At 35.5% G+C, this 21,663-nt stretch carries 26 protein-coding genes; 9 read left to right on the forward strand and 17 right to left on the reverse strand.

The features are described from left to right. Window positions 1-8 precede the first annotated feature (8 nt). A complete protein-coding gene (locus ABX784_RS01345) occupies window positions 9-248 on the reverse strand; it encodes a hypothetical protein (protein ID WP_372651671.1) in 240 nt (79 codons plus the stop codon). Between the two features lie 325 nt (window positions 249-573). On the opposite strand from ABX784_RS01345, the gene ABX784_RS01350 reads away from it, so the two are divergent. Next, window positions 574-2,565, forward strand: a complete 1,992-nt coding sequence (locus ABX784_RS01350) for a transketolase C-terminal domain-containing protein (protein WP_372651673.1) — start codon at window positions 574-576, stop codon at window positions 2,563-2,565. 25 nt (window positions 2,566-2,590) lie between these two features. On the opposite strand, the gene ABX784_RS01355 is transcribed toward ABX784_RS01350, so the two are convergent. The 7 genes from ABX784_RS01355 to ABX784_RS01385 all read right to left on the reverse strand — a co-directional run bounded on the left by ABX784_RS01355 (window position 2,591) and on the right by ABX784_RS01385 (window position 8,265). Next, window positions 2,591-3,784, reverse strand: coding sequence for an MFS transporter (locus ABX784_RS01355; protein ID WP_372651675.1), 1,194 nt, complete (start codon window positions 3,782-3,784; stop codon window positions 2,591-2,593). A gap of 37 nt (window positions 3,785-3,821) precedes the next feature. Then, complete coding sequence (locus ABX784_RS01360; protein WP_372651677.1) at window positions 3,822-4,277, reverse strand: hypothetical protein; 456 nt, start codon at window positions 4,275-4,277, stop codon at window positions 3,822-3,824. Between the two features lie 348 nt (window positions 4,278-4,625). After that, a complete protein-coding gene (locus ABX784_RS01365) occupies window positions 4,626-5,300 on the reverse strand; it encodes a hypothetical protein (protein ID WP_372651679.1) in 675 nt (224 codons plus the stop codon). Window positions 5,301-5,324: 24 nt separating this feature from the next. Further along, window positions 5,325-5,525, reverse strand: a complete 201-nt coding sequence (locus ABX784_RS01370) for a hypothetical protein (RefSeq protein WP_372651681.1) — start codon at window positions 5,523-5,525, stop codon at window positions 5,325-5,327. A 10-nt stretch (window positions 5,526-5,535) separates the two neighbouring features. Continuing rightward, entirely contained in the window at window positions 5,536-5,988 is a 453-nt protein-coding gene (locus ABX784_RS01375; RefSeq protein ID WP_372651683.1) for an HAD family acid phosphatase, read from the reverse strand. After that, window positions 5,975-6,397, reverse strand: coding sequence for a PPC domain-containing DNA-binding protein (locus ABX784_RS01380; RefSeq protein WP_372651685.1), 423 nt, complete (start codon window positions 6,395-6,397; stop codon window positions 5,975-5,977). Before ABX784_RS01380 ends, ABX784_RS01375 begins: the two co-directional genes overlap by 14 nt. Beyond that, window positions 6,394-8,265, reverse strand: a complete 1,872-nt coding sequence (locus ABX784_RS01385) for an MFS transporter (protein ID WP_372651687.1) — start codon at window positions 8,263-8,265, stop codon at window positions 6,394-6,396. Before ABX784_RS01385 ends, ABX784_RS01380 begins: the two co-directional genes overlap by 4 nt. A gap of 100 nt (window positions 8,266-8,365) precedes the next feature. Here ABX784_RS01385 and grxB point away from each other — a divergent pair, with 100 nt between their 5' ends. Beyond that, window positions 8,366-9,010 (forward strand): glutaredoxin 2, encoded by a 645-nt coding sequence (gene grxB / locus ABX784_RS01390; RefSeq protein ID WP_372651689.1) that lies wholly within the window; start codon window positions 8,366-8,368, stop codon window positions 9,008-9,010. Here the strand turns inward: grxB and ABX784_RS01395 are convergent, their stop codons facing one another. Further along, a complete protein-coding gene (locus ABX784_RS01395; RefSeq protein ID WP_372651691.1) occupies window positions 9,011-9,886 on the reverse strand; it encodes a DMT family transporter in 876 nt (291 codons plus the stop codon). Between the two features lie 58 nt (window positions 9,887-9,944). Between ABX784_RS01395 and ABX784_RS01400 the strand changes: the two genes are divergently transcribed. After that, complete coding sequence (locus ABX784_RS01400) at window positions 9,945-10,538, forward strand: tRNA (guanosine(46)-N(7))-methyltransferase TrmB (protein WP_372651693.1); 594 nt, start codon at window positions 9,945-9,947, stop codon at window positions 10,536-10,538. A gap of 2 nt (window positions 10,539-10,540) precedes the next feature. Then, window positions 10,541-11,200, forward strand: coding sequence for an isoprenoid biosynthesis glyoxalase ElbB (gene elbB, locus ABX784_RS01405; protein ID WP_372651696.1), 660 nt, complete (start codon window positions 10,541-10,543; stop codon window positions 11,198-11,200). On the opposite strand, the gene ABX784_RS01410 is transcribed toward elbB, so the two are convergent. Further along, a complete protein-coding gene (locus ABX784_RS01410; protein ID WP_372651701.1) occupies window positions 11,187-11,660 on the reverse strand; it encodes a DUF962 domain-containing protein in 474 nt (157 codons plus the stop codon). The two genes, elbB and ABX784_RS01410, sit on opposite strands and share 14 nt — an antisense overlap. A 166-nt stretch (window positions 11,661-11,826) precedes the next feature. On the opposite strand from ABX784_RS01410, the gene ABX784_RS01415 reads away from it, so the two are divergent. Next, window positions 11,827-12,357, forward strand: coding sequence for a hypothetical protein (locus ABX784_RS01415; protein WP_372651703.1), 531 nt, complete (start codon window positions 11,827-11,829; stop codon window positions 12,355-12,357). Here ABX784_RS01415 and ABX784_RS01420 read toward each other — a convergent pair. After that, entirely contained in the window at window positions 12,354-13,829 is a 1,476-nt protein-coding gene (locus tag ABX784_RS01420; protein WP_372651705.1) for a hypothetical protein, read from the reverse strand. The two genes, ABX784_RS01415 and ABX784_RS01420, sit on opposite strands and share 4 nt — an antisense overlap. After that, complete coding sequence (locus ABX784_RS01425) at window positions 13,810-14,424, reverse strand: 50S ribosomal protein L25 (RefSeq protein WP_372651707.1); 615 nt, start codon at window positions 14,422-14,424, stop codon at window positions 13,810-13,812. Before ABX784_RS01425 ends, ABX784_RS01420 begins: the two co-directional genes overlap by 20 nt. 136 nt (window positions 14,425-14,560) lie before the next feature. On the opposite strand from ABX784_RS01425, the gene ABX784_RS01430 reads away from it, so the two are divergent. Both ABX784_RS01430 and ABX784_RS01435 read left to right on the forward strand, forming a co-directional pair. Beyond that, window positions 14,561-15,199, forward strand: coding sequence for an alpha/beta hydrolase (locus ABX784_RS01430; protein WP_372651709.1), 639 nt, complete (start codon window positions 14,561-14,563; stop codon window positions 15,197-15,199). 196 nt (window positions 15,200-15,395) lie between these two features. Further along, window positions 15,396-15,773 carry a response regulator gene (locus ABX784_RS01435; protein ID WP_372651712.1) on the forward strand — a complete coding sequence of 126 codons (378 nt, stop codon included), beginning with the start codon at window positions 15,396-15,398 and terminating at the stop codon, window positions 15,771-15,773. 55 nt (window positions 15,774-15,828) lie between these two features. On the opposite strand, the gene ABX784_RS01440 is transcribed toward ABX784_RS01435, so the two are convergent. Continuing rightward, window positions 15,829-15,966 carry a hypothetical protein gene (locus tag ABX784_RS01440; RefSeq protein ID WP_372651715.1) on the reverse strand — a complete coding sequence of 46 codons (138 nt, stop codon included), beginning with the start codon at window positions 15,964-15,966 and terminating at the stop codon, window positions 15,829-15,831. A gap of 57 nt (window positions 15,967-16,023) precedes the next feature. Beyond that, window positions 16,024-17,139 (reverse strand): DNA recombination protein RmuC, encoded by a 1,116-nt coding sequence (locus ABX784_RS01445; RefSeq protein WP_372651718.1) that lies wholly within the window; start codon window positions 17,137-17,139, stop codon window positions 16,024-16,026. A 112-nt stretch (window positions 17,140-17,251) separates the two neighbouring features. Between ABX784_RS01445 and ABX784_RS01450 the strand changes: the two genes are divergently transcribed. Further along, window positions 17,252-17,698, forward strand: coding sequence for a DMT family transporter (locus ABX784_RS01450; protein WP_372651720.1), 447 nt, complete (start codon window positions 17,252-17,254; stop codon window positions 17,696-17,698). Between the two features lies 1 nt (window position 17,699). Here the strand turns inward: ABX784_RS01450 and ABX784_RS01455 are convergent, their stop codons facing one another. From ABX784_RS01455 to ABX784_RS01465, 3 genes are all read right to left on the reverse strand, one after another. Beyond that, window positions 17,700-18,596 carry a M23 family metallopeptidase gene (locus ABX784_RS01455; RefSeq protein WP_372651722.1) on the reverse strand — a complete coding sequence of 299 codons (897 nt, stop codon included), beginning with the start codon at window positions 18,594-18,596 and terminating at the stop codon, window positions 17,700-17,702. Window positions 18,597-18,663: 67 nt separating this feature from the next. Next, window positions 18,664-20,667, reverse strand: coding sequence for a methyl-accepting chemotaxis protein (locus tag ABX784_RS01460; protein WP_372651724.1), 2,004 nt, complete (start codon window positions 20,665-20,667; stop codon window positions 18,664-18,666). Between the two features lie 134 nt (window positions 20,668-20,801). Further along, window positions 20,802-21,041, reverse strand: coding sequence for a hypothetical protein (locus ABX784_RS01465; RefSeq protein WP_372651726.1), 240 nt, complete (start codon window positions 21,039-21,041; stop codon window positions 20,802-20,804). A gap of 219 nt (window positions 21,042-21,260) precedes the next feature. Between ABX784_RS01465 and ABX784_RS01470 the strand changes: the two genes are divergently transcribed. Further along, entirely contained in the window at window positions 21,261-21,575 is a 315-nt protein-coding gene (locus ABX784_RS01470; RefSeq protein ID WP_372651728.1) for a hypothetical protein, read from the forward strand. Window positions 21,576-21,663 lie beyond the last annotated feature (88 nt).

A 21,663-nucleotide genomic window follows, 5' to 3' on the forward strand; every position in this document is an offset into this window, starting at 1 on the left:
TGATTCGGCTAGAAACTCTTAGTTACAAAGTTTCCCCTATTTTGATTGAGATGCTTTAGAAAACCCAAATTTTCTAAAAGAAACTTTTGCTCTCCTAGCATAAAGAGCTGGATATCATGCAATGGGCAAACTTTAATAACTGCAGTCTGTCCTTTAAACACACGATAAAGCTTTGAAGCTGAGATACGAAGTCTCTCACCATTTCTAAAAGCTGCATCTAACCCTTCGGCCTTACATACATCACACATTCTTAAAGCCCCCTCTTGATTAATATTCTCTACTCTTATATCTTATCGCCAATGCGCATTATTCTCTAAAGAAAAATTAAGAAAAAAATTTAGTTCTGAATATATTCAAATAGTTATAAATCGAGATTCTTAACTTAAACACTCGGCTTAAATTAAACAAATTTAGAAATAATATAAAATCAATTAGTTAGAGTGCCAACAAATCGAACACCATGTATTTAACTTCTTTATCGCAGCATGCACTATCTAGGACTTAACAGTTTACTAAAAAACGACTACCCTTTACTCACTAAAAACAAATCCTTACACGTCGGAGATATAAGTAATGAAACCTCTTAATCTAGAGAATAAATTGGCCAATACACCAAGCAACGGTCCTAAATATTCAACAACAGTAAAGTCAATTGATGGAACAGATATGACTCTTGCTTGCCCAAAGGTAACCAGAGGCCTTGTAGCACTAATGAATCAACACGCTGTTATCGGTGGAGCTGCTTGTCACTGGGGTGGTCCAGCAGCTTTTGCAGAAATGTCATCTTCTTTACATGCCATCATGTTTAAAGACACTTCAAAGAATTGGTTCGATACATTTAACTTTGTAAACGATGCTGGTCACGCAGAAAACGGAATCTATGCTCTTAGAGCAAATTATGGATTTGATAATTTAACTTTTGAAGACCTTAGAAAGTTTAGATCTGTAGAAAGTAAGCTAACAGGACATGGTGAAGCTCACCTTAACCCTGAAGGTGTATTTCTTTCAAATGGTCCACTAGGATCAGGAGTTCCTCAAGCACAGGGACTTGCACTGGCCGATAAACTTATTGGTAACGACAGAACGACTCTATGCCTTCTAAGTGATGGTGGAAGTATGGAAGGCGAAACAAAAGAAAGTTTTGCAGCAATACCTGGGCTAGCATCAAAAGGTAAACTTAATCCTTTTGTATTAGTAATCTCTGATAATAATACAAAGCTATCTGGAAGAATTGAAGAAGACTCTTTTTCAATGGAGCCAACTTTTGACTCACTAGCAACTCTTGGTTGGAATGTAATAAGAGAAGAGCATGGAAATGACCTTCAAAAAGTACATAACACTCTAGAAGGTGCAATTGAAGAAGCAAAGAAAGACCCTAAAAAACCAGTCTGTGTCATTGTTAAGACAGTAAAGGGATTTGGAGTAAAATCTACTGAAGAAAGTGCTTCAGGTGGACATGGATACCCTCTCAAGGCCTATGATGACAAGCTTGTTCCATTCTTAGATGAAATCTTTGAAGACAACACTCCCGCAGAACTAACAGAGTGGGCCGAAGGAATTTTAGAAAGTAAGCCAGCTCCTAAAGAGAGTGCAACTACATCAACAGTAAAAAAAGAAAAAGTTCAGCCAGGTTTTGCAAGAGCAGCAATTGAAGCAGTAAAGAATGGTCTACCAGTATTTTCTGTATCTTCAGACTTACAAGGTTCTACTGGAATAAAAGATTTTCAAAAAGCTTACCCAGACCACTTTGTAGACGTAGGTATTGCTGAATCAAATATGATAAATACAGCAGTAGGACTATCTAAGCAGGGACTTATTCCTGTTGTAGATACTTTTGCACAATTTGCTATCACAAAAGGTAACCTTCCATTAATTATGTCTTCACTATCACAGGCACCAATTATTGGTCTGTTTAGTCATGCAGGATTTCAAGATGCAGCAGATGGTGCTTCTCACCAAGCTACAACTTACCTTGCTGCAACTTCTTCAATTCCACATGTAACAACAGTAGTTTGTTCTTGTTCAAGTGAAGCACAAAGCTATATGACTTCAGCAATTGAAAATATTAAAAAAGAAAGAGAAGCCGGAAGAGTAGCTGACTCAGTTCTATTCTACTTTGGTAGAGAGAATCACCCAGAATATTATAATGATTCCCTTACTTATGAATGGGGAAAAGCTCAAGTTCTTCAAGAAGGAACCGATGTTACGATTGTAACAAATGGTCCACTAGTACAGAAGGCGCTAAATGCCGCTGCTGAACTGGCAAAACAAGGTAAGAGTGCAACTGTGATCAATAGTCCTTTTGCAAATAAAGTAGACTTAGATACTTTAAAGACTGCGTTAGCAAAAACTAACGGAAAGTTAATTACGGTTGAAGATCATCAATTAATTGGTGGAATGGGATCAATGATTGTTCATGAACTAGCAATGAATGGTGTTGATTTTAAAGTTAAGTCTCTTGCTAACCGTGGTAAGTTTGGTCAATCGGCTTATATGGCCGATGAGCTTTATGCCCTTCACGGTCTTTCAGAAAATCACATTATTGAAGCTTGTCTTTCAATATAAAATACAGGGCCCTTCGGGGCCTTTGTTACTTTCTAAACTCTCTTCTTAGCTTTATGAGAGGCAGTAGAAAAATAAAGAATGAAAGAATAAATATATACCCAAAGATAGTTAAGCTAAACTCATAGCCTTTATTATCGATCAGCCAACCTAGAATAGGTCCTAACACAATAAATACTACTCTCATTCCAAGACCAACAATACTATTAACAGTGGCCCTCATCTCTGATCCTACTCTCGCGTTGAGAGCATCCTTTAATATAACTTGAGTGAACCCTCTACATATTTGAAATGTGAAACAAAAAGAAACACCTAGAATACCTCCAGCTTTTCCCATTCCAATAAAGCCAATTACAGGTAGGGCGCCAATCATAAGAAGTAGTGTCACACTTCCTAACTTTTTTTCAAAATCATGAGCAAATCTAGCAATAACACCCACAAGAAAATTAGTTAAACACCAAAGATAGCCAAAGTATTTGTAATCAATACCAAGAGTGTGCCAGTAATCTTGAAAAGTCCAAACAGCTAAGAGAGTTGAAGCACTATAGATGATATTATTTAGAACTATGAACTTGAGTAATAAACCACTCTTAAATAGTTTTGTAGTTATATCAGTCCAGTTTTCTCTATGGCTTACTCTACTCATTTTTTCTCTAGGAGGCTCAGTGACAGTAAGAGATATAAAGAATGGTATCCAACAAATAAATGCCTGAACTTTCACAGGAGTGTCGAGACTGCTAACGACCAGGGCCCCACCAACAAGGGCCGCGATGGCCTCTGACGTTTGAGTATAGAATATTTTCTTTCCTACAATCTTAGCTTCGCTTCCTTTTACTATTTTTTCTTTCATAGCATGAAGAGAATCATAAATAATCGAAATATCAGTTCCTGAAAATAAAGAGACCCCAACACCTAGTAAGAATTGAATAAAAATAAGTCCCCAAAAATGATCAAAACTTGGAAGTAGCGAGAACCCTACTCCCTCAAATAAACTGGCAACAATCAATGTATTCTTTCTTCCAATTAGGTCTGCAATATAACCAGATGGAAGTTCAAATATTAATACAATGAGAGAGAAAAATGACTGCAACTCAAAGACTTCCTGCATCGAAAGTCCCTTCGATCTATAATAAGGAACTATAATAGGCAGGATAATTAAAAACATCCATGCACTGTTAAATGCAAAGATTTTTGATATATTTTTCTTAAGAGCTGTGTCCATAACTAATTATGGACTTTAATAAACTTAGTGCCAACCTTTATATATTGGCCATTTCTTTATTATTCACGTCTTTATAATAGCTATCACCATTCTCATAGATATCTAAATCAGGAAGAAGTATTTTTTCAACGGATCCATCATTTTTATTAAATTGTATTTTGACTGAGTTATTCTCATTGATCGCTGGAAAGACTGAATTTATAAACTTCTTAAAAGAATGACACTGAAACTCATCTTTGAATAAAAAGTCTTTAACGTGAATTCCATAAATATTTGTGTATTTGATATAGGAGTGTTTATTTCCAAGAAAAGGATTATCAGAGCAAATGAGTTCCAATCTGCTCCCTTTAAAACTCTTTAAAAGAAAAGTATCAAAATCAAATGGCTCAATATGATTGGATTCAACCCAAAAGGAATTACTCTTTAATTTTTTTAGATCTTGGGCCTTTGCATTTAAAGAAACTAGTAACGTGAAAAGAACAATATACTTCATTAAAAACCTCCGTATTATTTTGTATCTATTAAAGAAATGATATTCAATGGGGCCGTTAAAAACCTGACATAAATTCACAGAGTATTTACATCGGTGACTAATTGGGGCCACTCAGTGCCTAAATGACACGAAAAAGAGCTAAGATGTTTGAAAATATTGGCCTACGTTTTGCTTTAATAGTGTTAGGGACATTTAACCAAGGATGGTTAATGAAGACGAACTGGAAGTTGAAATTAGTTGAGACAATACCTTATCTTGTATTGGCGATAACTTTATTAATTAGTGTGCTTTATGAGAAGACTACAAGTGAAGAAGTTGGCCGCGCTAAACACGGCCAAAAAGAGAGGGTTATTTTAAAATCTGTCGCGAGCTTTGCGCCTGACCATTCGAACAAGAAGTAACTCTAATTCTATTTCCAACCATTCCCTCTCTTAGTGCAGCAGCACTTGAGTAAATAGAGAATGATTCAATGAATGTTGGAATATAAACATTAGAGTTGTTTTGAGCAAATTTTCCGACTTCAAATATATAACCATTAGTGGCCCTTAAAAATCGATACTGATACTTTATAGAGCCAACAGTTTGAACATTAGTTATATTGATATCTTTCAAAACATTGCTACAGATTGACTCAACATGAGGATGAACATCAGTGAGAATATCTTCAGTGAAGCTAGTTCCTCTTGGTCCATCAAAAGTTAAATCACCAACTCTTGGTACTCTTAAATTTACGCTATAGTCATTAGCACTTGAATAATCATCTGTATTGCACGACTTATCAGATAGAGAGAAAATAAAGCTCAATTCTCTATCCCCTCTTTCTTCAAAATATTCTCGTTTATTTTGTAGAGACTGACACATCTCTTTAGCTACAGCAAACTCACCAGTTTCAAGAGCGCGCTCTTTTGCTATTTCTTTACCAAATATAAATCTCTCATCGGAGGACTTCTTATCGTCTTTTTCTTCTTTTTTACATGAGAATGTAAGGAGACAAATAGCAAGAATACTAATTGTTAACTTCATAAACCTTCCTTGGTTAACTATATTTTAATGTAGAGTGAATTCTTTCTTCTCACCCTCAAAAGCACTGTAAAATAATTTTGTATTATCTAGGTTATCTTGTGGATAACTCTCGAGCCAATTTGTGAAATATTCCTTTACTTCATCTAAATCCATGCCTTCTTCGCTAAAGTCTCCAAGGAGTATTATTTCATTATTTTCTTTAACAATCTGCATACGAGGGATCATACTTTGCTCTCTAAAAATTACCCCAATCACATTGTAGGCAAGTTATATTTAATTTTCTCCACATTTCTACTACACTTAGTCTATCCTCTACAACAAATAATGTCTCATACTGAGGCGCAATAAATTCTAAAAAAGTCTCACTCTTTATTTCATGATCATCTCTATGATCTTGTGCCTTGCGCATATAAAGCTCATCATAAGTGATAGAGTGCTTTTTAAGCCAGTCTTCAGTATGACTTCTATAGTCATCGTCTCTTCCGGTAAGGAGAATCACTGAAGCACCTTGCTTTCTCATTCCTAAAATCAGCTCAGCGCACCATTCATTCAAGGTATCACTCAGCATAGCTTTATTAAAACTATCCCAGTCCTTAGGAGACTTTTCAACATGATGAACTCTGTGCTCACAATTCGTGAGAGTTCCATCTAGGTCGACAATAATACATTTCTTTTTAGCAGAGCTCACAGAGGTTTAATCCTATTTCAGCATTTGGTTTTCTTTCAATTTTCATATTATGTACTTGAAGATAAACTTCACATGTTACAGCAACCTCAGCGCTAAAGAGATGCCCTCCAGTAGTAGTATAGTCTTCATTTCCAAGAACTGTATGAAGATGGAAGAATGGCTTCCCATCATTGAAAGTGAAGTTCCCATTGAGAGCGAGAAGTTCTTTTTCATTTTCTATATGAGTCCTATCGTAAGACTTTTCACTACAGTGAAAAAAACCAATTTCAACATTCTTTAAAGCACCAATACCAGAAACCTGTGCACCAAGGAAGCCATCACGTTTTTGTACTTCATAAAGAGATTCAAATAGATCTTCTCCTTTATCGATTACAACAAAAATCAAATTTCCTTCTTTTACATATTTCATTGATTTAATTCCTTTCTAAATATTTGCTCTAATTCTTTAAAGTCAAAACCTTCTGAATCTAGAGGTGGAAGTATTTTAAGTGTTACTTTTCTTTTTGAAAGTCTAAATCCCTTTAAAACTCCCTTTCCTTCAAAAGAGAAAAAAGATCCCCAAAGACCATCTATAACCATTGGAACGACAACAGTTGGTTGCATAGATACTATTTTCTTTATTCCAGGCTGAAACTTTCTTAGCTTTCCATCTCTTGTAATCCACCCTTCAGGAAAGAGTCCGATCACATGGCCATCTTTTAAACCATCTTCAATATGTTTGAAAGCATTATTTAAAAGTTCAGAGCTTTCTCTTCTTGTTGCGATTGGAATAAGGTGGGCCTGCTTTAACCAGAAGGTAAATCCTGTTTTATAGTAATAAGCATGGTCAATAATAAAACGCACAGGACGAGGACATGCGGCCATAACCATTATCCAATCTACAAAACTAACGTGATTGGAAGCAATTACAACTGCGCCAGTTTCTGGAATATTCTCTCTTCCAGTAATTTCTACTTTATAGAAAAACTTTGATAATAACCAAAAGTTAAAACGTAGAGTCACCCCTGTATTCTGAGAATATATATATATTGAATAGAAAATATTTATTATAGCTAAAATCAAAAATATCCAAGGAATGGATACTCCACTTCCAGATAGGCCCATTATAAAAATAGCAGCAGTAACCATAAAGATAGCATTCCAAATATTATTTCCTGCAATAATACGAGAAAGTATATTACGTGGAGTGTAATCTTGTAAGAAAGTGAATTGAGGAATGATAAACATACCTCCAAAAATTGAAACGAGAAATAAATCAATAAGAGATCTTGCTGAATAACTCTGCTCAAAGAACTGAATCACAGTGAAAAGAGGAGCTGTTGAATCAAATTGAAAGTTCATTGCAGAGTAGGACATATCTAAGAGAAAGATACTCATACCAAGAGCTGCTAATGGAACCATTCCCATTTCAGGTCTCTTTTGTGAGAGTTTCTCAGCAAGAAAAGAACCTGTCCCCATCCCTAGAGTGAATGAAGCAAGGAATACGGTCCCTACACTTTCAGAGCTATGAAATATATCCTTACAAAGATTAGGTAGTAGTGAAAGTATCGCAGCACCTAAAAACCAAAACCATGATATTCCCATACAGGTATTAAAGATTAACTTATCTTTTATAGTAAGCTTAATGATTTCAAAGGTTGGCTTAAAGAATGTGTAATCTGGACTGACATCTCGGTCAACAGGATCAACATGCTTCATAAATAGTGATGTGATAATTCCAAGAGCAGAAACAGAAAGAATACCTGCAGAAATTACAAGAGAGTTACTTTCAGTTGTTACCGCCAGTCCACCAATAATTGTCCCTATTAAAATCGCTAAGAATGTACCTCCACCAACAGCAGCATTCCCTGAAACAAGCTCTTCTCTCTTTAAGAGCTGAGGGATAATTCCATACTTAAGAGGACCAAAGAAACTCGATTGAGTTCCCATTAGAAAAAGTGTTGATAGCAGAATATAGAAATTATCAGTATAGAAACCAAGAGCTGCAACGAGCATTATAAGAAACTCAGTGACTTTAGTATATTTAACTAGTGTAGACTTAGATAGCTTGTCAGAAAGTTGCCCCGCAGTTGCCGAAAATAAGAAAAATGGAAGAATAAAGATTCCACCGGCCATAGCAACTAGAGACTGCGCACTGAGTCCCATTAAACTAATACCTTTATAAGCAATAATAATGACTAGAGCATTCTTGAAGAAGTTATCATTTAATGCACCTAGAAACATTGTCCAAAATAGTGGTGAAAACCTTCGATCAGTACTTATTAACTTAAATGACACACATAACTCCTATTAGAATTATTCTAAGGAGTTTGCTTCATAATGTTAATATTTATTTTAATTATTGCCTGCCTTTATTTCGTGTTCTAAAATTAGGAATATGAAATTATACCACTATGTACATTGTCCATTTTGTATTCGTGTTAGGATGGCGCTAGGACTCTTAGATATTGAATTTGAGTCAATAGTCCTTCCATACAACGAAGAAGAAAAACCGAAGTCTTTAACTGGCGTAAAGATGTTGCCTATTTTCACATTTAGTAATGGAGAAAATATAAACGAAAGCTTAGATATCATTGCAAAGCTAGATAAAGGTAATATTCTTAAAAATGAAAACTTAAAAACATCTGAAAGAGATGCGGTAGAAGACTTGCTTTCGAAACTAGGAAGTGATGTACATTCTCTTTGTATGCCATACTGGATATGGACTCCTGAATTTAACAATGAGTCTAGAGCTTATTTTCAAACAAAGAAAGAAGTTAAAAGAGGCCCATTTAATAAACTCATCCAAAACAGAGATCAGTATTTAAAGAGTTTCGAAAATAACTTAGAAAGTTTAATTCCACATATTGATAAATTCTATAAGAGCGAAAGTCTAAGTATCTTCGATATTATGATCGCATCTCATATTTGGGGAATGTATATCTTTCCTGAATATCAATTTCCAAAAACTGTTCACGACTACCTTCAACGTGTAAAAAGAGAGTGTAAATTCGATTATCATATCGACTTTTGGAAAGATTAACTATCTGCTCAATATATACATTCCACCTAAAAAGAAAATGAAGGCGACAACTAGATAACGGCTAGGCCATTTCTTCTCAACGATACACTCTAGTAGACTTGAGAAGATTGTCCCAGTTATTGCAATCCCAGAAAGTGTCGCCAAGTGAGCAGTCTGTATCGCTTTTAAATAAAGGGCAAGACTTAGAAAAGTCCCCATTAGACTTCCAAATATGAGAACACCCTTAACTTTAAACTCCTGCTCTTTCCATTTTTTGAAAAACTTAAATGGTTTCCAATATGAAAGAAGGATAAATGCAAAGATTGCTCCTAAGCAGCGATGAAAGTTTCCCTCCATGGCAGAAAGCTCAGGATTAAAGTCAAAGCTATAACGAGTGATGATAACTCCTACCCCGTCTAGAAAGACACCAATAAATGCAATAGATATCGCCTTTAAATCCCAGGACCCTGACTTTCTAAAAGACTCTAGAGAGAAGGTTGCTAAACAAAGAATACAAAAGAAAATGGCCAAAAACTTTTTTGGATCCATCACCTGATCAAATACAAAATAACTCAGTACTCCAATAAGCAAAGGTTGAAAACCAAAGATCATTAGTGTTCGCCCAGGTCCCATTAAGGAAAAAGACTTCAAAAGGAATATATCTCCAATTCCAAGTCCCATAAAGCCTGAGAAGAAGAATAGTCCAAAGTATTTTGGTTCTATACTATGCCAAGAACCAAAGAGAGAAACAAATATCCCAAAAGCAATGGCACCAACAATCGCCTTAAAGCAATTCATCCAGCTTGATGATATCTGCCTAGAGTAAATAGTGAATATTTGAGAACCAATTGCAAAAGCTAAATTTGCACCGAGTCCATACAGGTAGACATCTTTCATTGTATTATTTATATCACGAGTTTATTTTATACCTAAGAAAAATGTGCTAAATAAAGCTATGAGAAAATTTAATACTGAAAATATCCCAATGCCAAAAATTACTGAGTTCGAACTCCCGACACTTCCTTTAGACGTAGAAATTGGCTGTGGAGTTGGACTACACCCCATTCAATACGCAATAAGTAACCCAAATCGTTACTTAGTAGCAATTGAGCATACAACAGATAAGTTTAAGAAATTTGAAAGACGCTTTACAAAGCACGGAAACCCTCAAAATCTTCTTCCTGTTCATGAAAATGGTATATCTTGGGTTACTCACCTACTTCCAAAAGAATCAGTTTCAAGGTTCTTCTTTTTATTTCCAAACCCTAATCCTAAACCTGGTCAACAAAATAAAAGATTTCATGCCATGCCATTTATGGAGAAAGTGATAGAATGCTTAAGGCCCAATGGTACAATTCATGTGGCAACAAATGAATTATTCTACGCTGAGGAATCTATGGAGTTTATGACCAACGTATGGAATCTTGAATGTGTACATAATACTATAATTGAAAAAGACTCTGAACATATAGGTCGAACGCACTTTGAAAGAAAGTACCTCGAAAGAGGACAAGTTATATATGATCAAATATTTAGAAAAAAGGATTAATTATGACAAAGAAGTATGCAGTAATTTTATCTGGTTGTGGACACTTTGATGGAGCCGAGATCAGGGAGTCAGTTTTAACTTTTCTTGCTCTAGATACTCATGGGGCCGAATATGAAGTATTCGCACCAAATCAAGATCAGTTTCATACTCTCAATCACCTAAGTGGAGATGAGTCTTCGACTAACAGAAACATACTTGAAGAATCTGGAAGAATAGCGAGAGGCAATATTAAACCTCTTAGTGAAATGAACTCAAAAGACTTTTCTGGACTTCTTATCCCAGGAGGATTTGGAGTGGCAAAGAACTTTTGTACTTTTGCCTTTAAGGGATCAGAAGGCGAAGCTTCACCAGCGATTCAAACTACTATAAAAGACTTCTATGACTCTAAAAAGCCTATCGGAGCAATATGTATAGCCCCAGCTCTACTATCTCTTGTTCTTGGAGAAAATGGAATTGAAGTAACAATAGGCAATGATGAAGCTACAGCAAAAGAAGTAGAAAAGACCGGCGCCAAACATATTATTTGTGGAAAGGATGAATTTCACTTAGATCAAAAGAACAAGATCGCAACAACTCCTGCCTATATGTATGATGATAATAAGTTACATCTAGTACAGAAAGGAATTAGTGCAGTCGTTGAAAATGTTATCAATTGGTCTTGAGTCCAAGCTTTACGTATAACGACCTTAATACCCACAAAGGACCTATGAATAGAAATAATAGGTCCTTAAAAAAAGATGGCTTCTTCCCCTCTATTTTATGTCCTATAAATTGTCCTATCCAAGAAACTAAAAATAGTGAAATAAACCCATAGACAATAATTCCACCAAAGTGAGTAACGAGGAAGTTTACAAGAATCAACATTGGAATCATCATTATGAAGGCCCCAATAAAATAGATAAAGCTTCTTAATGTGCTATAAAAAATAAGTGCGATTAAGCAGAGAATCGTTGCCCAATTTAAGTAAGGAATATCCCAAAAAAGAGAGGGAGTTGGAAGAACCCAAAGAATCCCTAGCAGCGAGAACTCTATCGCTGGTACACAAAACTTATGAATTAACTGGTTAACTTCATCCCGATGACTCTCCCCATACTCCTCTAACCAGTCGTCTAAAGTTCTCATAATTTCCCTTTGGCTTTTTCTATTATACTCCACTTTACAACTGTATAGGAATTACACTGTGTCTAAAATTTAGACAATAAAATATCCCCTAAACTACCAGAAAGTGGATAAAAAGTTGGTATATATATTGCTCATTAATAGGTAGATAAATGATGAGGGGAATTTAATGAGAATACTAACACTACTTATTTTTATGCTTACAATGGCAAGCTGTGGAGTACAAGTAAACTCTAACCATGCACAGTATCTAGAGGGAACAAAACAATATGCGGTAAGCGCCAGTGTCTTTGAACCTTATATAACCTCTTTTGAAAAAAATGCTGCTCAAAACCTAAATGAATCAGACTTTGAAGTTGGAGATATCCCTATAAACTTTGGTGATACAACAAACGAAGATTACGATGGTGTATGCAATACATATAGTGATGGGACAAAAGAAATCTTAATAAAGAAATCATGGTGGGAATCAACTGATGACATTCAAAAAGAGATTATGATTTATCATGAATTAGGCCACTGTAGACTTGGTCGTGATCATGATGACGAAAGAAGAGTTGTAGGTACTCATACTTATAAGATGTCAGTAATGAATCCAGTTATCCCTAGCTCTTCAGACTATGTATCTCAAAAGAACGCATATCTAACAGAATTATACTTATACGATAAGTCTGCTCTAACTAGTGGATTTGGAATTTAATCTAAGGGAACTTTAATCAGGTTCTCTCTACATTTTTTAGGAGAGGCCTTCTTATTAAACTTCTCTCCAGAGGTCTCTCGGTCAACAAGATAACAATCTCCTGCATTACTTCCCTTCTCTCTGTAGAAAATATATTTAGTAAATTTTGGTGCACACTTCTTTAGAGGCGCTTCTTTAACAAAACCAATCGTTCCAAGCTTTGCATCAATATCAAAACACTTTCCATTAAGTTTACTAAAGTTATGCCAAAGAGTTCTTACTTCTTTAGGCCTACATAATTCTTTATTTATTGACTTCTCTCTTACTGAATTCCCAATAGTTCTAAGCTCAACACACTTACCACTCCAACCATCTTCTTCAAGAATCCATTTGGGTTTAATATTTGTTTCTTCACACTTACTGATAGAAACTTTACTTATAAATAAGTCTCCACCTGTCTCTTTGTCACTCTCTATACATATAGGTTTTCCAAACTCATTTGCCACAAGGCTATACTGAATATCTTTTACCGCCTCACGGCAGTTTCTTTTAACCACACTTTTTGAAAAGTTCACTCCTGAAGACGGAGTATCTATCAACAAGCACTCCCCAGAATAACTACCAGTGCGCTTGAAGAAATACTTAGTCTTAAAGTCTACACAATTTTTATAATCAACTTTACGAGTTGAAATTCGAGAGTCTGCAGTCTTTCTAACTTCTAAACAGTCTCCACCAATACCACTTTTATCTTTCTTCCACATATGCTTTACAGAAGGATTACTAAAGCAACTAGAACGACTCACTCTCTTAGAGAAAGCTTTCTCTCCTCCGTTTACTGCAACCTCATAACAGTAGCCTTGATCTCCTTCCTTTTTCATATTTAAAACAAAAGTTGTGTCATTAGGTTTACAGTTATTAGTATTCACACTCTCAATATAACCACTAGGTCCTTGAATGCTATCGACAGCGTAACACTTTCCACCCCATCCATTCTCTCTCGAGAGCCAATGATGGTCGACCTTGCTAGGAGCACATAGGCCTTTACTCACCTTTCTCTTTAGGTTTCCATCAATCTCAAAACACTCTCCTGAGATTTCAGAGGTTAACTCCCATGCATAACTAGCGTTTTCTGAGACACACTTACTTACGGCAGTACTTCGAGCAAATTTCTGTCCCTTCGTTTCTTCATCAATTTCAAAGCATTTACCACTAACACCTCTCTCACTAGGCACCCAGTGATAGATTGTCTTATCTGGCCTACATTTACTTTTACTAGTTACGGCCTGAAACGCCTGACCTCCGGTCTCGATGTCGTACTCATAACACTTTCCAGAGAATGGTTTATCTGGGTCAGAGATCCAGCTAAACGCGGTGACTTTCTTATTGATTAGATTTGCTGATGAATTAAGAGCTAGAAAATAAATAGGCCCAAGTATAATAAACTTGGGCCTAGATATTAATTTAGAAAATTGATTAAGCAGCTTCTTGCTCATCAGATTCTACTTCTGCAACAACTTCAGCTGTAACATCAGTTTCCTCTTCAGCAACAACTTCTACTTTTGGAGGATGACAAGAAACAACATTTGATTCTACGTCATGTGCCCACTCAAGTCCTTTAGGACATGGAATGTCTCTAAGAGCAAAGTTATCATGAATAGCTAGTCCTGATACGTCTACAGAAATAAATTCTGGCATATCACCTGGTAGACCTGTTACTTCAACTTCGTGTAATACGTGTTGAACAACTCCACCTTCTTTCTTACCTGCCGCTTCACCTACAAAGTGAATTGGTAGTGTAATTGTAGTTCTTTCTGTTGCAGAAATTTTATGGAAAGATACATGAAGCATTTTATCGCCCATATGATCCCATTGTACATTATCAAGAGAAACTAGGTGCTTCCCTCTTCCTGCTACTTCTACTTCAAATACTTTTCCTGAATGATGTAGGAACTTAGAAATTGCAATTGATGGAACTTTAAAGTTCACCGAATCCATTCCCTTTCCATATACTACACCTGGAACATAACCTTCTTTTCTTAAAGATTTTACAGGTTCTTCTCTCCACTCAGCTTTTAGTAATTCGTACACTCGTACCTCCATGATTGTATTGATCCTAATAAACGGATACATATTGATTATAACTAAAATTAGTTTTTAACGCCACGAGGCAACAGTTGTCCCCTGTGACTTGAATCTCTTCGCCTTAATTGGTAGAAAACTAAATATGAAATTATCCAAAGTCTTCGACAGTACATTTTTGCCTGCTAAATTTAACGGACCTAAACGTTCAACTAAGATTATGATTGTCATGCATGGACTAGGTGATCAAATGTCCTCTTTTAAAGACTTTGCTTTAGAAGTAAATGTGACATGCCTAGACTATCTATTAATCAATGCACCTACTCCCTACTACTTTGGATTCTCTTGGTACGATATCCCTCCAGGAGAGCCTAGAGATGGAATAAAGAGCTCTATCGAAAAGCTCGAGCTACTAATCAATGAACTTAACGAAAATGGCTACCAGGACGAAGATATAATACTCTGTGGCTTCTCACAGGGTGGATGTATATCACTACATAGCTTTCTAGCTTGGAAGCGTACCTTTGCCGGTGTGGTCTGTCTGAGCCCTAGGATCTATCTAGATAAGATGGAAGTTCAAGCTCAAGAAGTTCACTCTAAGACTCCAATATTTATGGCCCATGGTCACTATGATCAAGCGATTGACTTTAATAGTGTTGAATCTCAAATGAAGAGACTGACAGACAGTGGTCTAAATATCTCTTTTCACGAGTACGACATGGGTCATGAAATTGATATAATTGAAATTAGGGATCTAGCAGGCTGGCTAAATAATCAAATCTGAAAGAGTTGGCACTTTTCCAATAAAAATCAACTAAAGACATATCTAAGAGCTGCTAAAGAAAATATTAATTTTCTCACTTAACCCTCTAAAATAATGAGTGATTTAACGAAGTGAAGAAGAATTAAGTACTCTAAAACCATTATCTGCCCGATCATTAAGTACACAATAAACAAGGACACTCAACTTGAGGTTAAGTATGAACAATGGAAATAATTTACCACAAATTCTTCTAGTCGATGACGATAGTGGAATTAGAGGTGTGATTTCAGATTTACTTACTAGTAAAGGTTATAGAGTTGTCCAAGCAGCAGATGGGCTCGAGGCCACACTAAAGATGAAGAATCAGACCTTCAACTTGATCATTACTGATTTAAATATGCCAAAGAAAGACGGTATTAAATTAACAAATGAGATTATCGCAGCAAATGGACCACCCGTTCTACTTATGACTGGAGAACTTGAAACATACGATATTAAGCTGAAGTCTTTAAAGAATACTGTTCTTTTACCCAAGCCGTTTAATCCAAAGATTGTAGTAGCGCTAGTTAATAAGATTCTTAATGAGAATAAATAAAAAAAGCCCACTGTGGTAGCGGGCAGATATGCTTCTAAATTTTATATATAACTTTCTAGTGACTTTCGTCGTGATCGTGATGTCCACCACCGATGATATCATCATCAAAAGTCTTAGTCGCAATCATTAAAGAGATTGGAAATAGTGCCCAACAACCAACAAGACACAATGCAACAAATACTTCAAAACTCATTCTAGACTCCAATTTAGCTTAATCTGAGGTCAGTATAGCTTAAAATCTATGGCCAGACTAGTCCTTCGGAGACAAAAATTCACTATTCTCAATATCTACAGTCATTATTTTTTGAAATCTACCACTAATTTTATTCGTAGTAATATGAATATCATCCACATCTTTACTCACTGTTCCAAGATGCTTTGCTAGCTTATTCCATCTCTCTTCATATCGAGTGAATTCATCGCCTAACTTATTAATCTCCTCATGCATGACAGACATATACTTATTTCTCTCTAAATTAAGTAATACACTTTGAACAGTTGTGAGGGTTGCAAGAAAAGTTGTAGGAGAAGCTAACCATATCTTCTTTTGATTAGCATATTCTACAAGCTCAGAGTGATAGGCATGAATCTCAGCAAAGATGGCCTCTGCAGGTAGAAATAGTATGGCCTGATCTGCTGTCTCATTAGTTATTATGTACTTTGTGGCTATATCATCAATATGCTTTTTAACATTCTTTGAGAATTCTTTAGCAAATAACGTCTTTTGAGCAGAGTCGCTTGTCACGCTTACTAATCTCTTATAATTCTCGAGAGGAAACTTTGAATCTACACAGATGAGGCCTATTGGATCTGGAAGAAAGAGGGCCGCATCAACAATTTTACCATTACCAAGAAGATGTTGAGTTTTATAGACTTTTTCATTTTTATCTCCAAAGACTGAGCTCAATAGATTACTGAGCTGTACTTCCCCAAAGATTCCCCTGCTCTTTTTATCAGTTAGAACATCCTGTAGAGAAACAACATTTGTAGAGAGGGATTCTATCTTCTTTTGCGCTTCGTCTATTTTTGCAAGCCTTTCAATAACTCCCTGAAAAGTTTCATTAGACTTCTTAAATCCCTTTTCTAAGTCTTCTTGGACCTTATTGGATATAGTATCTAACCTAGACTCAATGATTTTATGAAGGCCAAGCATACTCTCCTGCTGCTGTTGAAAGAGGTCACTCTTAAATTCATATAGGTCTTGTTGTTTTTTTAAAGAATCATCATTGAGTTTTTCGACTATTTGCTCTTTGAATTGATAAAGACTTTCCCTGTTGTCACTTGAAGTTGTGTCTAAATACAGTTTTTTTATAATGAGAACTAAGGAAAAAATAATTAAACAAAGAAGGATCAGATTGATAGACATTTAAACTCCAGAAATTTATAACTCTATTTTCTCATAACTTTTACTAGAAGCAAGTACTATTCTATTTCAATACTAAGTTCTAAGTGAGAGTATATTTAAAAGGATCATTATTATGGATAAAATATATTTTTCAATATTAGGAATTTGTGCAGGACTCGCTGTACCATTCCAGGCAATCATTAACGCAAAACTATCTTCAGAAGTAGGACACCCTTTGATAGCAGCACTTATATCTTTTGGTGGTGGATTCTTAGTGTTTCTATTATTTATGCTCTTTGGGCCAGTTAAATTTCCATCAATTGCACAATTGAGTTCATTTAGCCCTATATTACTATCTGGAGGATTGATTGGAAGTTGTTTCGTATTTGCAGCAATAGTAGGTGTACCAAAACTTGGATCGACAGCTTGGATCTCACTAATAATAGCAGGGCAATTATTAATGAGCTTAGTCTTAGACCACTACGGAGTACTAGGGCTACCAATCAAAACAATTAATCTCTACAGACTTCTCGGTGTCTTTTTGCTTTTTTCTGGAACATATTTAATTATAAAGTTCTAAATTAAATACCTTCTTTAAGCATTGAAAAGCCATTTATCCAGTGTCCATTAACTCTCACACCCCAGTGAAGGTGTGGGCCACTAGATCTTCCCGTGTTACCAGAGAGTGCTAATACTCCACCTTGAGGGACAATATCTCCCTCTTCCACTTTGAACTCGCTTAGGTGACAGTACATTGTCATAATCCCCATCCCGTGGTCTAGAATAACTGTTTTACCAGTAAAGAAGTGATGTCTTGCAAGAACAACCTTTCCCCTATTTGCAGCAGGAATCTTTGTGCCAGGGCGTGCTCTAAAGTCAATTCCTGAATGCCAAGAGTTTTTCATATCATTGAAGACTCTCTTTGATCCATAGGTTGCTGTTATCTTAGAATTAAGTGGCTTTACAAAAGGCTTTTCAAATAAAGCTCTGTCTTTTATTGCTGATGAGTATACCTTTGCAGTATGAGCTGATTCTTTCTTCCATCTCTCAAGCGTTTCTGCATCCAATTGAGCGTACTTCTTAGCAACAGTTAATCTTCTTAGAGGGTACTTTGAATCAATAATATTAAATTTTGCAACAGCGACTTTCTTCTCAATCTTGTTTACAACAAAACGATACTCACACCAAAAGCTACCAGTGTTCTTATGCCTAGAAGAAGAAACGTAAACTGTAACTAGACCATCCTGAGGAGTACCAAGAGCGACTTCATTTCCAGCACAAAAGAGTTTTGCATTTATATGTTGAAACGGGTAAATAAATTGCACTTTCTTTACCGCACCATTATTGATTGTAGATGTGAGAGCTTTAGGAAACTTTAAGGCCTTAGACTCTTTGTCTTGCTCCGTAAGCATTGTAACTTTCTTTGAGGTTGAACAAGAAGTAATTATAAAAACAAGAATATATATTATTTTTTTCATTGTGAGCTCCTAATAATATTATTATAGGAACTCACTAAACATAACGTCAATCTATCTTCGAAATAAGCTAAGCTGCCATATCAAAAGAATCAGGTGTATCATCCTCACCATCATCATTATTCTTATCAATGATAGCTTCTTTTTTATCAGACTTACCATTTACAACACTCATTAACTTAATAACTTCTTCAAATAATATTTTTGACTGTCCTTCAAGAACGTCAGCTTGATTATTTGTTTCATTAGAAATTTGATTATTTAAGTGTGTTACCTCGTCTAATTGTTTCATTGCCGCATTAATCTCTTGAACTCCAAGAGACTGCTCAGTTGAGGCATTGGCTATTTCAGTAACTTGACTATTTACTCGAGATACATTTCCTACAATTTGATCAAGAGCTTCACCACACTTAGTTGCTAAGCTAGCCCCTCTATCAACAGTAGACTTTCCTTTAGAGATAAGTCCATCCACCTTCTCTGAAGTACTTGTAATAATATCCTCAACAGTCTTTACACTTCCATCTAACATTTCAGATATCTCTTCAGCAGCTTTCCCAGACATATTCGCAAGATTTCCAACTTCTTCTGCTACAACTGCAAAGCCTTTTCCATGCTCCCCCGCTCTAGCAGCTTCAACCGAAGCATTGAACGATAGGAGTTTTGTTTGAAACACAATATCATTGATGACATTTGTCTTTTCACCAATCTCTTTAATTAATTTAATTATATCTGCAATTCTTTTATTTGACTCACTCATCTCTCCAGTAATTTGAGAGTTACTTTCACTAATATCTTCAATCGCCTTAATCATTTCATCAATTGTTCTCTTACCGTCCTCAGCAACTTTTCTGCTTTCTTCGGATGCAGCCTTCGACTCATTAGATGCCTCTGTATTACGGTCAATCATTGCACTAATCTCATCAACCGATGACACTGTTTCCTGAAGGCCTGCCGCTTGCTCTGTTGTAGCAGAAGATAATCTAGAACTTGATACAGCAATACTTTTAGACGCACCTGATACATCTTCTGCATTTTTAAAAAGTTTATTACTAATTGCTAAAATAGGTTTAGAAATTGTATTTCCAATAAATGAAGCTACGATAAAAATAGCGATACAAAAAACTATTGAAAGAATTCCTATTAACTTTTCAAAGGCAGATATAGAAGCTAGAGCTTCATCTTGAGATTGAGTGATAAGCATTGATAACTCTACTTCATTGAAGGTAAAGTATGATGCATAAGCGATCTCAGTCACTCCAGTAGATCCTACTTTCGTAATATCAAAATCTTTCTTATCATTGAAGATTTTTGCAATTGTTGATCCCTTCTTTACTTTTCCAATAGGTCCATTTTTTACAACTCTATTTGAAGCATAGATAGTTTCACCATTTTCTTTTTTTACAACAAAGTAGGTTTCTCCGGTTTCTCCCATCCCTACTCTATTATTTGCAATCTTATCAATTTCTTCATTTGGTAACATTAAAATAATAGATCCAATACTAGCTCCAGCATCCCACCTTCCTCTTGCAGAAGAGTTGTTTGCAAACTTTACCACTAGAAATGATTGGTGCTTACCATCAAGGGCAGAGTATTTCTCTAAAGAAGAGTATGAAACGGCCAACTCTTCTTCATTTAATTTTGTTTTATTCCACGCCTTGTAAAGAGGAGTATTTAGAAATTGATCCATACTGCTATTAATAAGAGCTTCATTCTTTACGGCACCAATTATCTTTCCCTCATCTGTAACAAAGAACAAGTCTTCAAAGTGAGTGTTCTTACTAACTCCTAAAAAATAATCTTTATACTTAGAGACTGAGTCCCATCCAGATTCATCTGCCCTTACAAAAATATCTTGTAGCTTTCTAGATGCTGCCAATAGTTCAGCATTGGAGTACCACCTTGAGTATAGATTGGTGAGTTGATCTATCTTTAAACTTTTTGTAGCATCAATTTTCTCATGAACACCTTTTACTAGCGCATCACTACTTCTATCCACAGCAATATAACTTGATATAGCAAATGGGATGATTCCAACTAAGAGGAAACACAGGATTAGCCTAATTTTTAAATTCATGATAACTCCTTATAACTTCTTATCGGAGTGTATCAGTTAAGCTAGATTGAAATATTAAGAATTTATATTAAATTATTGTTAAGTTAAGATTGCTAAATAAAATGGGGAGAGGGCCTCCCCATAAGTAGCTGTAACTAGGCCAAGATATCGTATGGTCTGATAGTTTTTCTACCATTTGCAGTACATTTCTTTTGTGCTTGATCAACAAGCCAGTATACATATTCATTCATTGCTTCAAGAGTGTCAGAAGATACATTGTACCCTTTCCCTTTAAGTGCTTCCTTAGTTTTAGAACCAACGATTAACATTTCTTTTTTCTTAGCTGCTGCCTTCTTTTTAGGTGCTGCCTTCTTAGTTGCTTTTTTCTTAGCCATTTCTTACCTCATGTAAAAGTTTAAGTTTCTATTTTATTTTCAGTCTCCAGTTTTCGTCAACACTCAAGACAATAAATCTCTTTAAAATGACTATAATTTTGACAGTTGTTATCTAATTAACAGCTTCTAATCTATAAGTACCTTATTCCCCATTCAAATTCTTGGCCTCAAAGTTGCTTAATATAAAACAAATAAATTACCAAACAAAAGGGATCAGGTATGAAAAAGTTAATTCTGTTAGCTGCTGCATTTACAAGCATTGCCAGCGTATCAGCAAATGTTGAAACTTCAAAATCTATTGATTTCTATCAAGATGCTCCTTGTAGTGAAATGATAAATTTAAACTCTGAAGATGAGTTCATCAGATTTGCAGCGAATGAAATTACTAGAGATTTAGGTAAAGACGTTTGTTCAAGAGTTCAGTCAATTGAGTCATTAGAGTTCGGAGAGATGGCAAGAGAAGGCGAAATCTCAGCAGTACAATTTGGAAAATTAATTGAATCTATTCATAATGCTTATACATTAGGAAACTAATGTCTATATAGCTACTGCCTTTTCTCCCCCTAGAAAGGCAGTAGCCTTATTTTATTTTAGAAAAGTAATTCAAAGTCCGATAGGCTTC

Source organism: Halobacteriovorax sp. (assembly GCF_041587335.1).
GTDB lineage: Bacteria > Bdellovibrionota > Bacteriovoracia > Bacteriovoracales > Bacteriovoracaceae > Halobacteriovorax.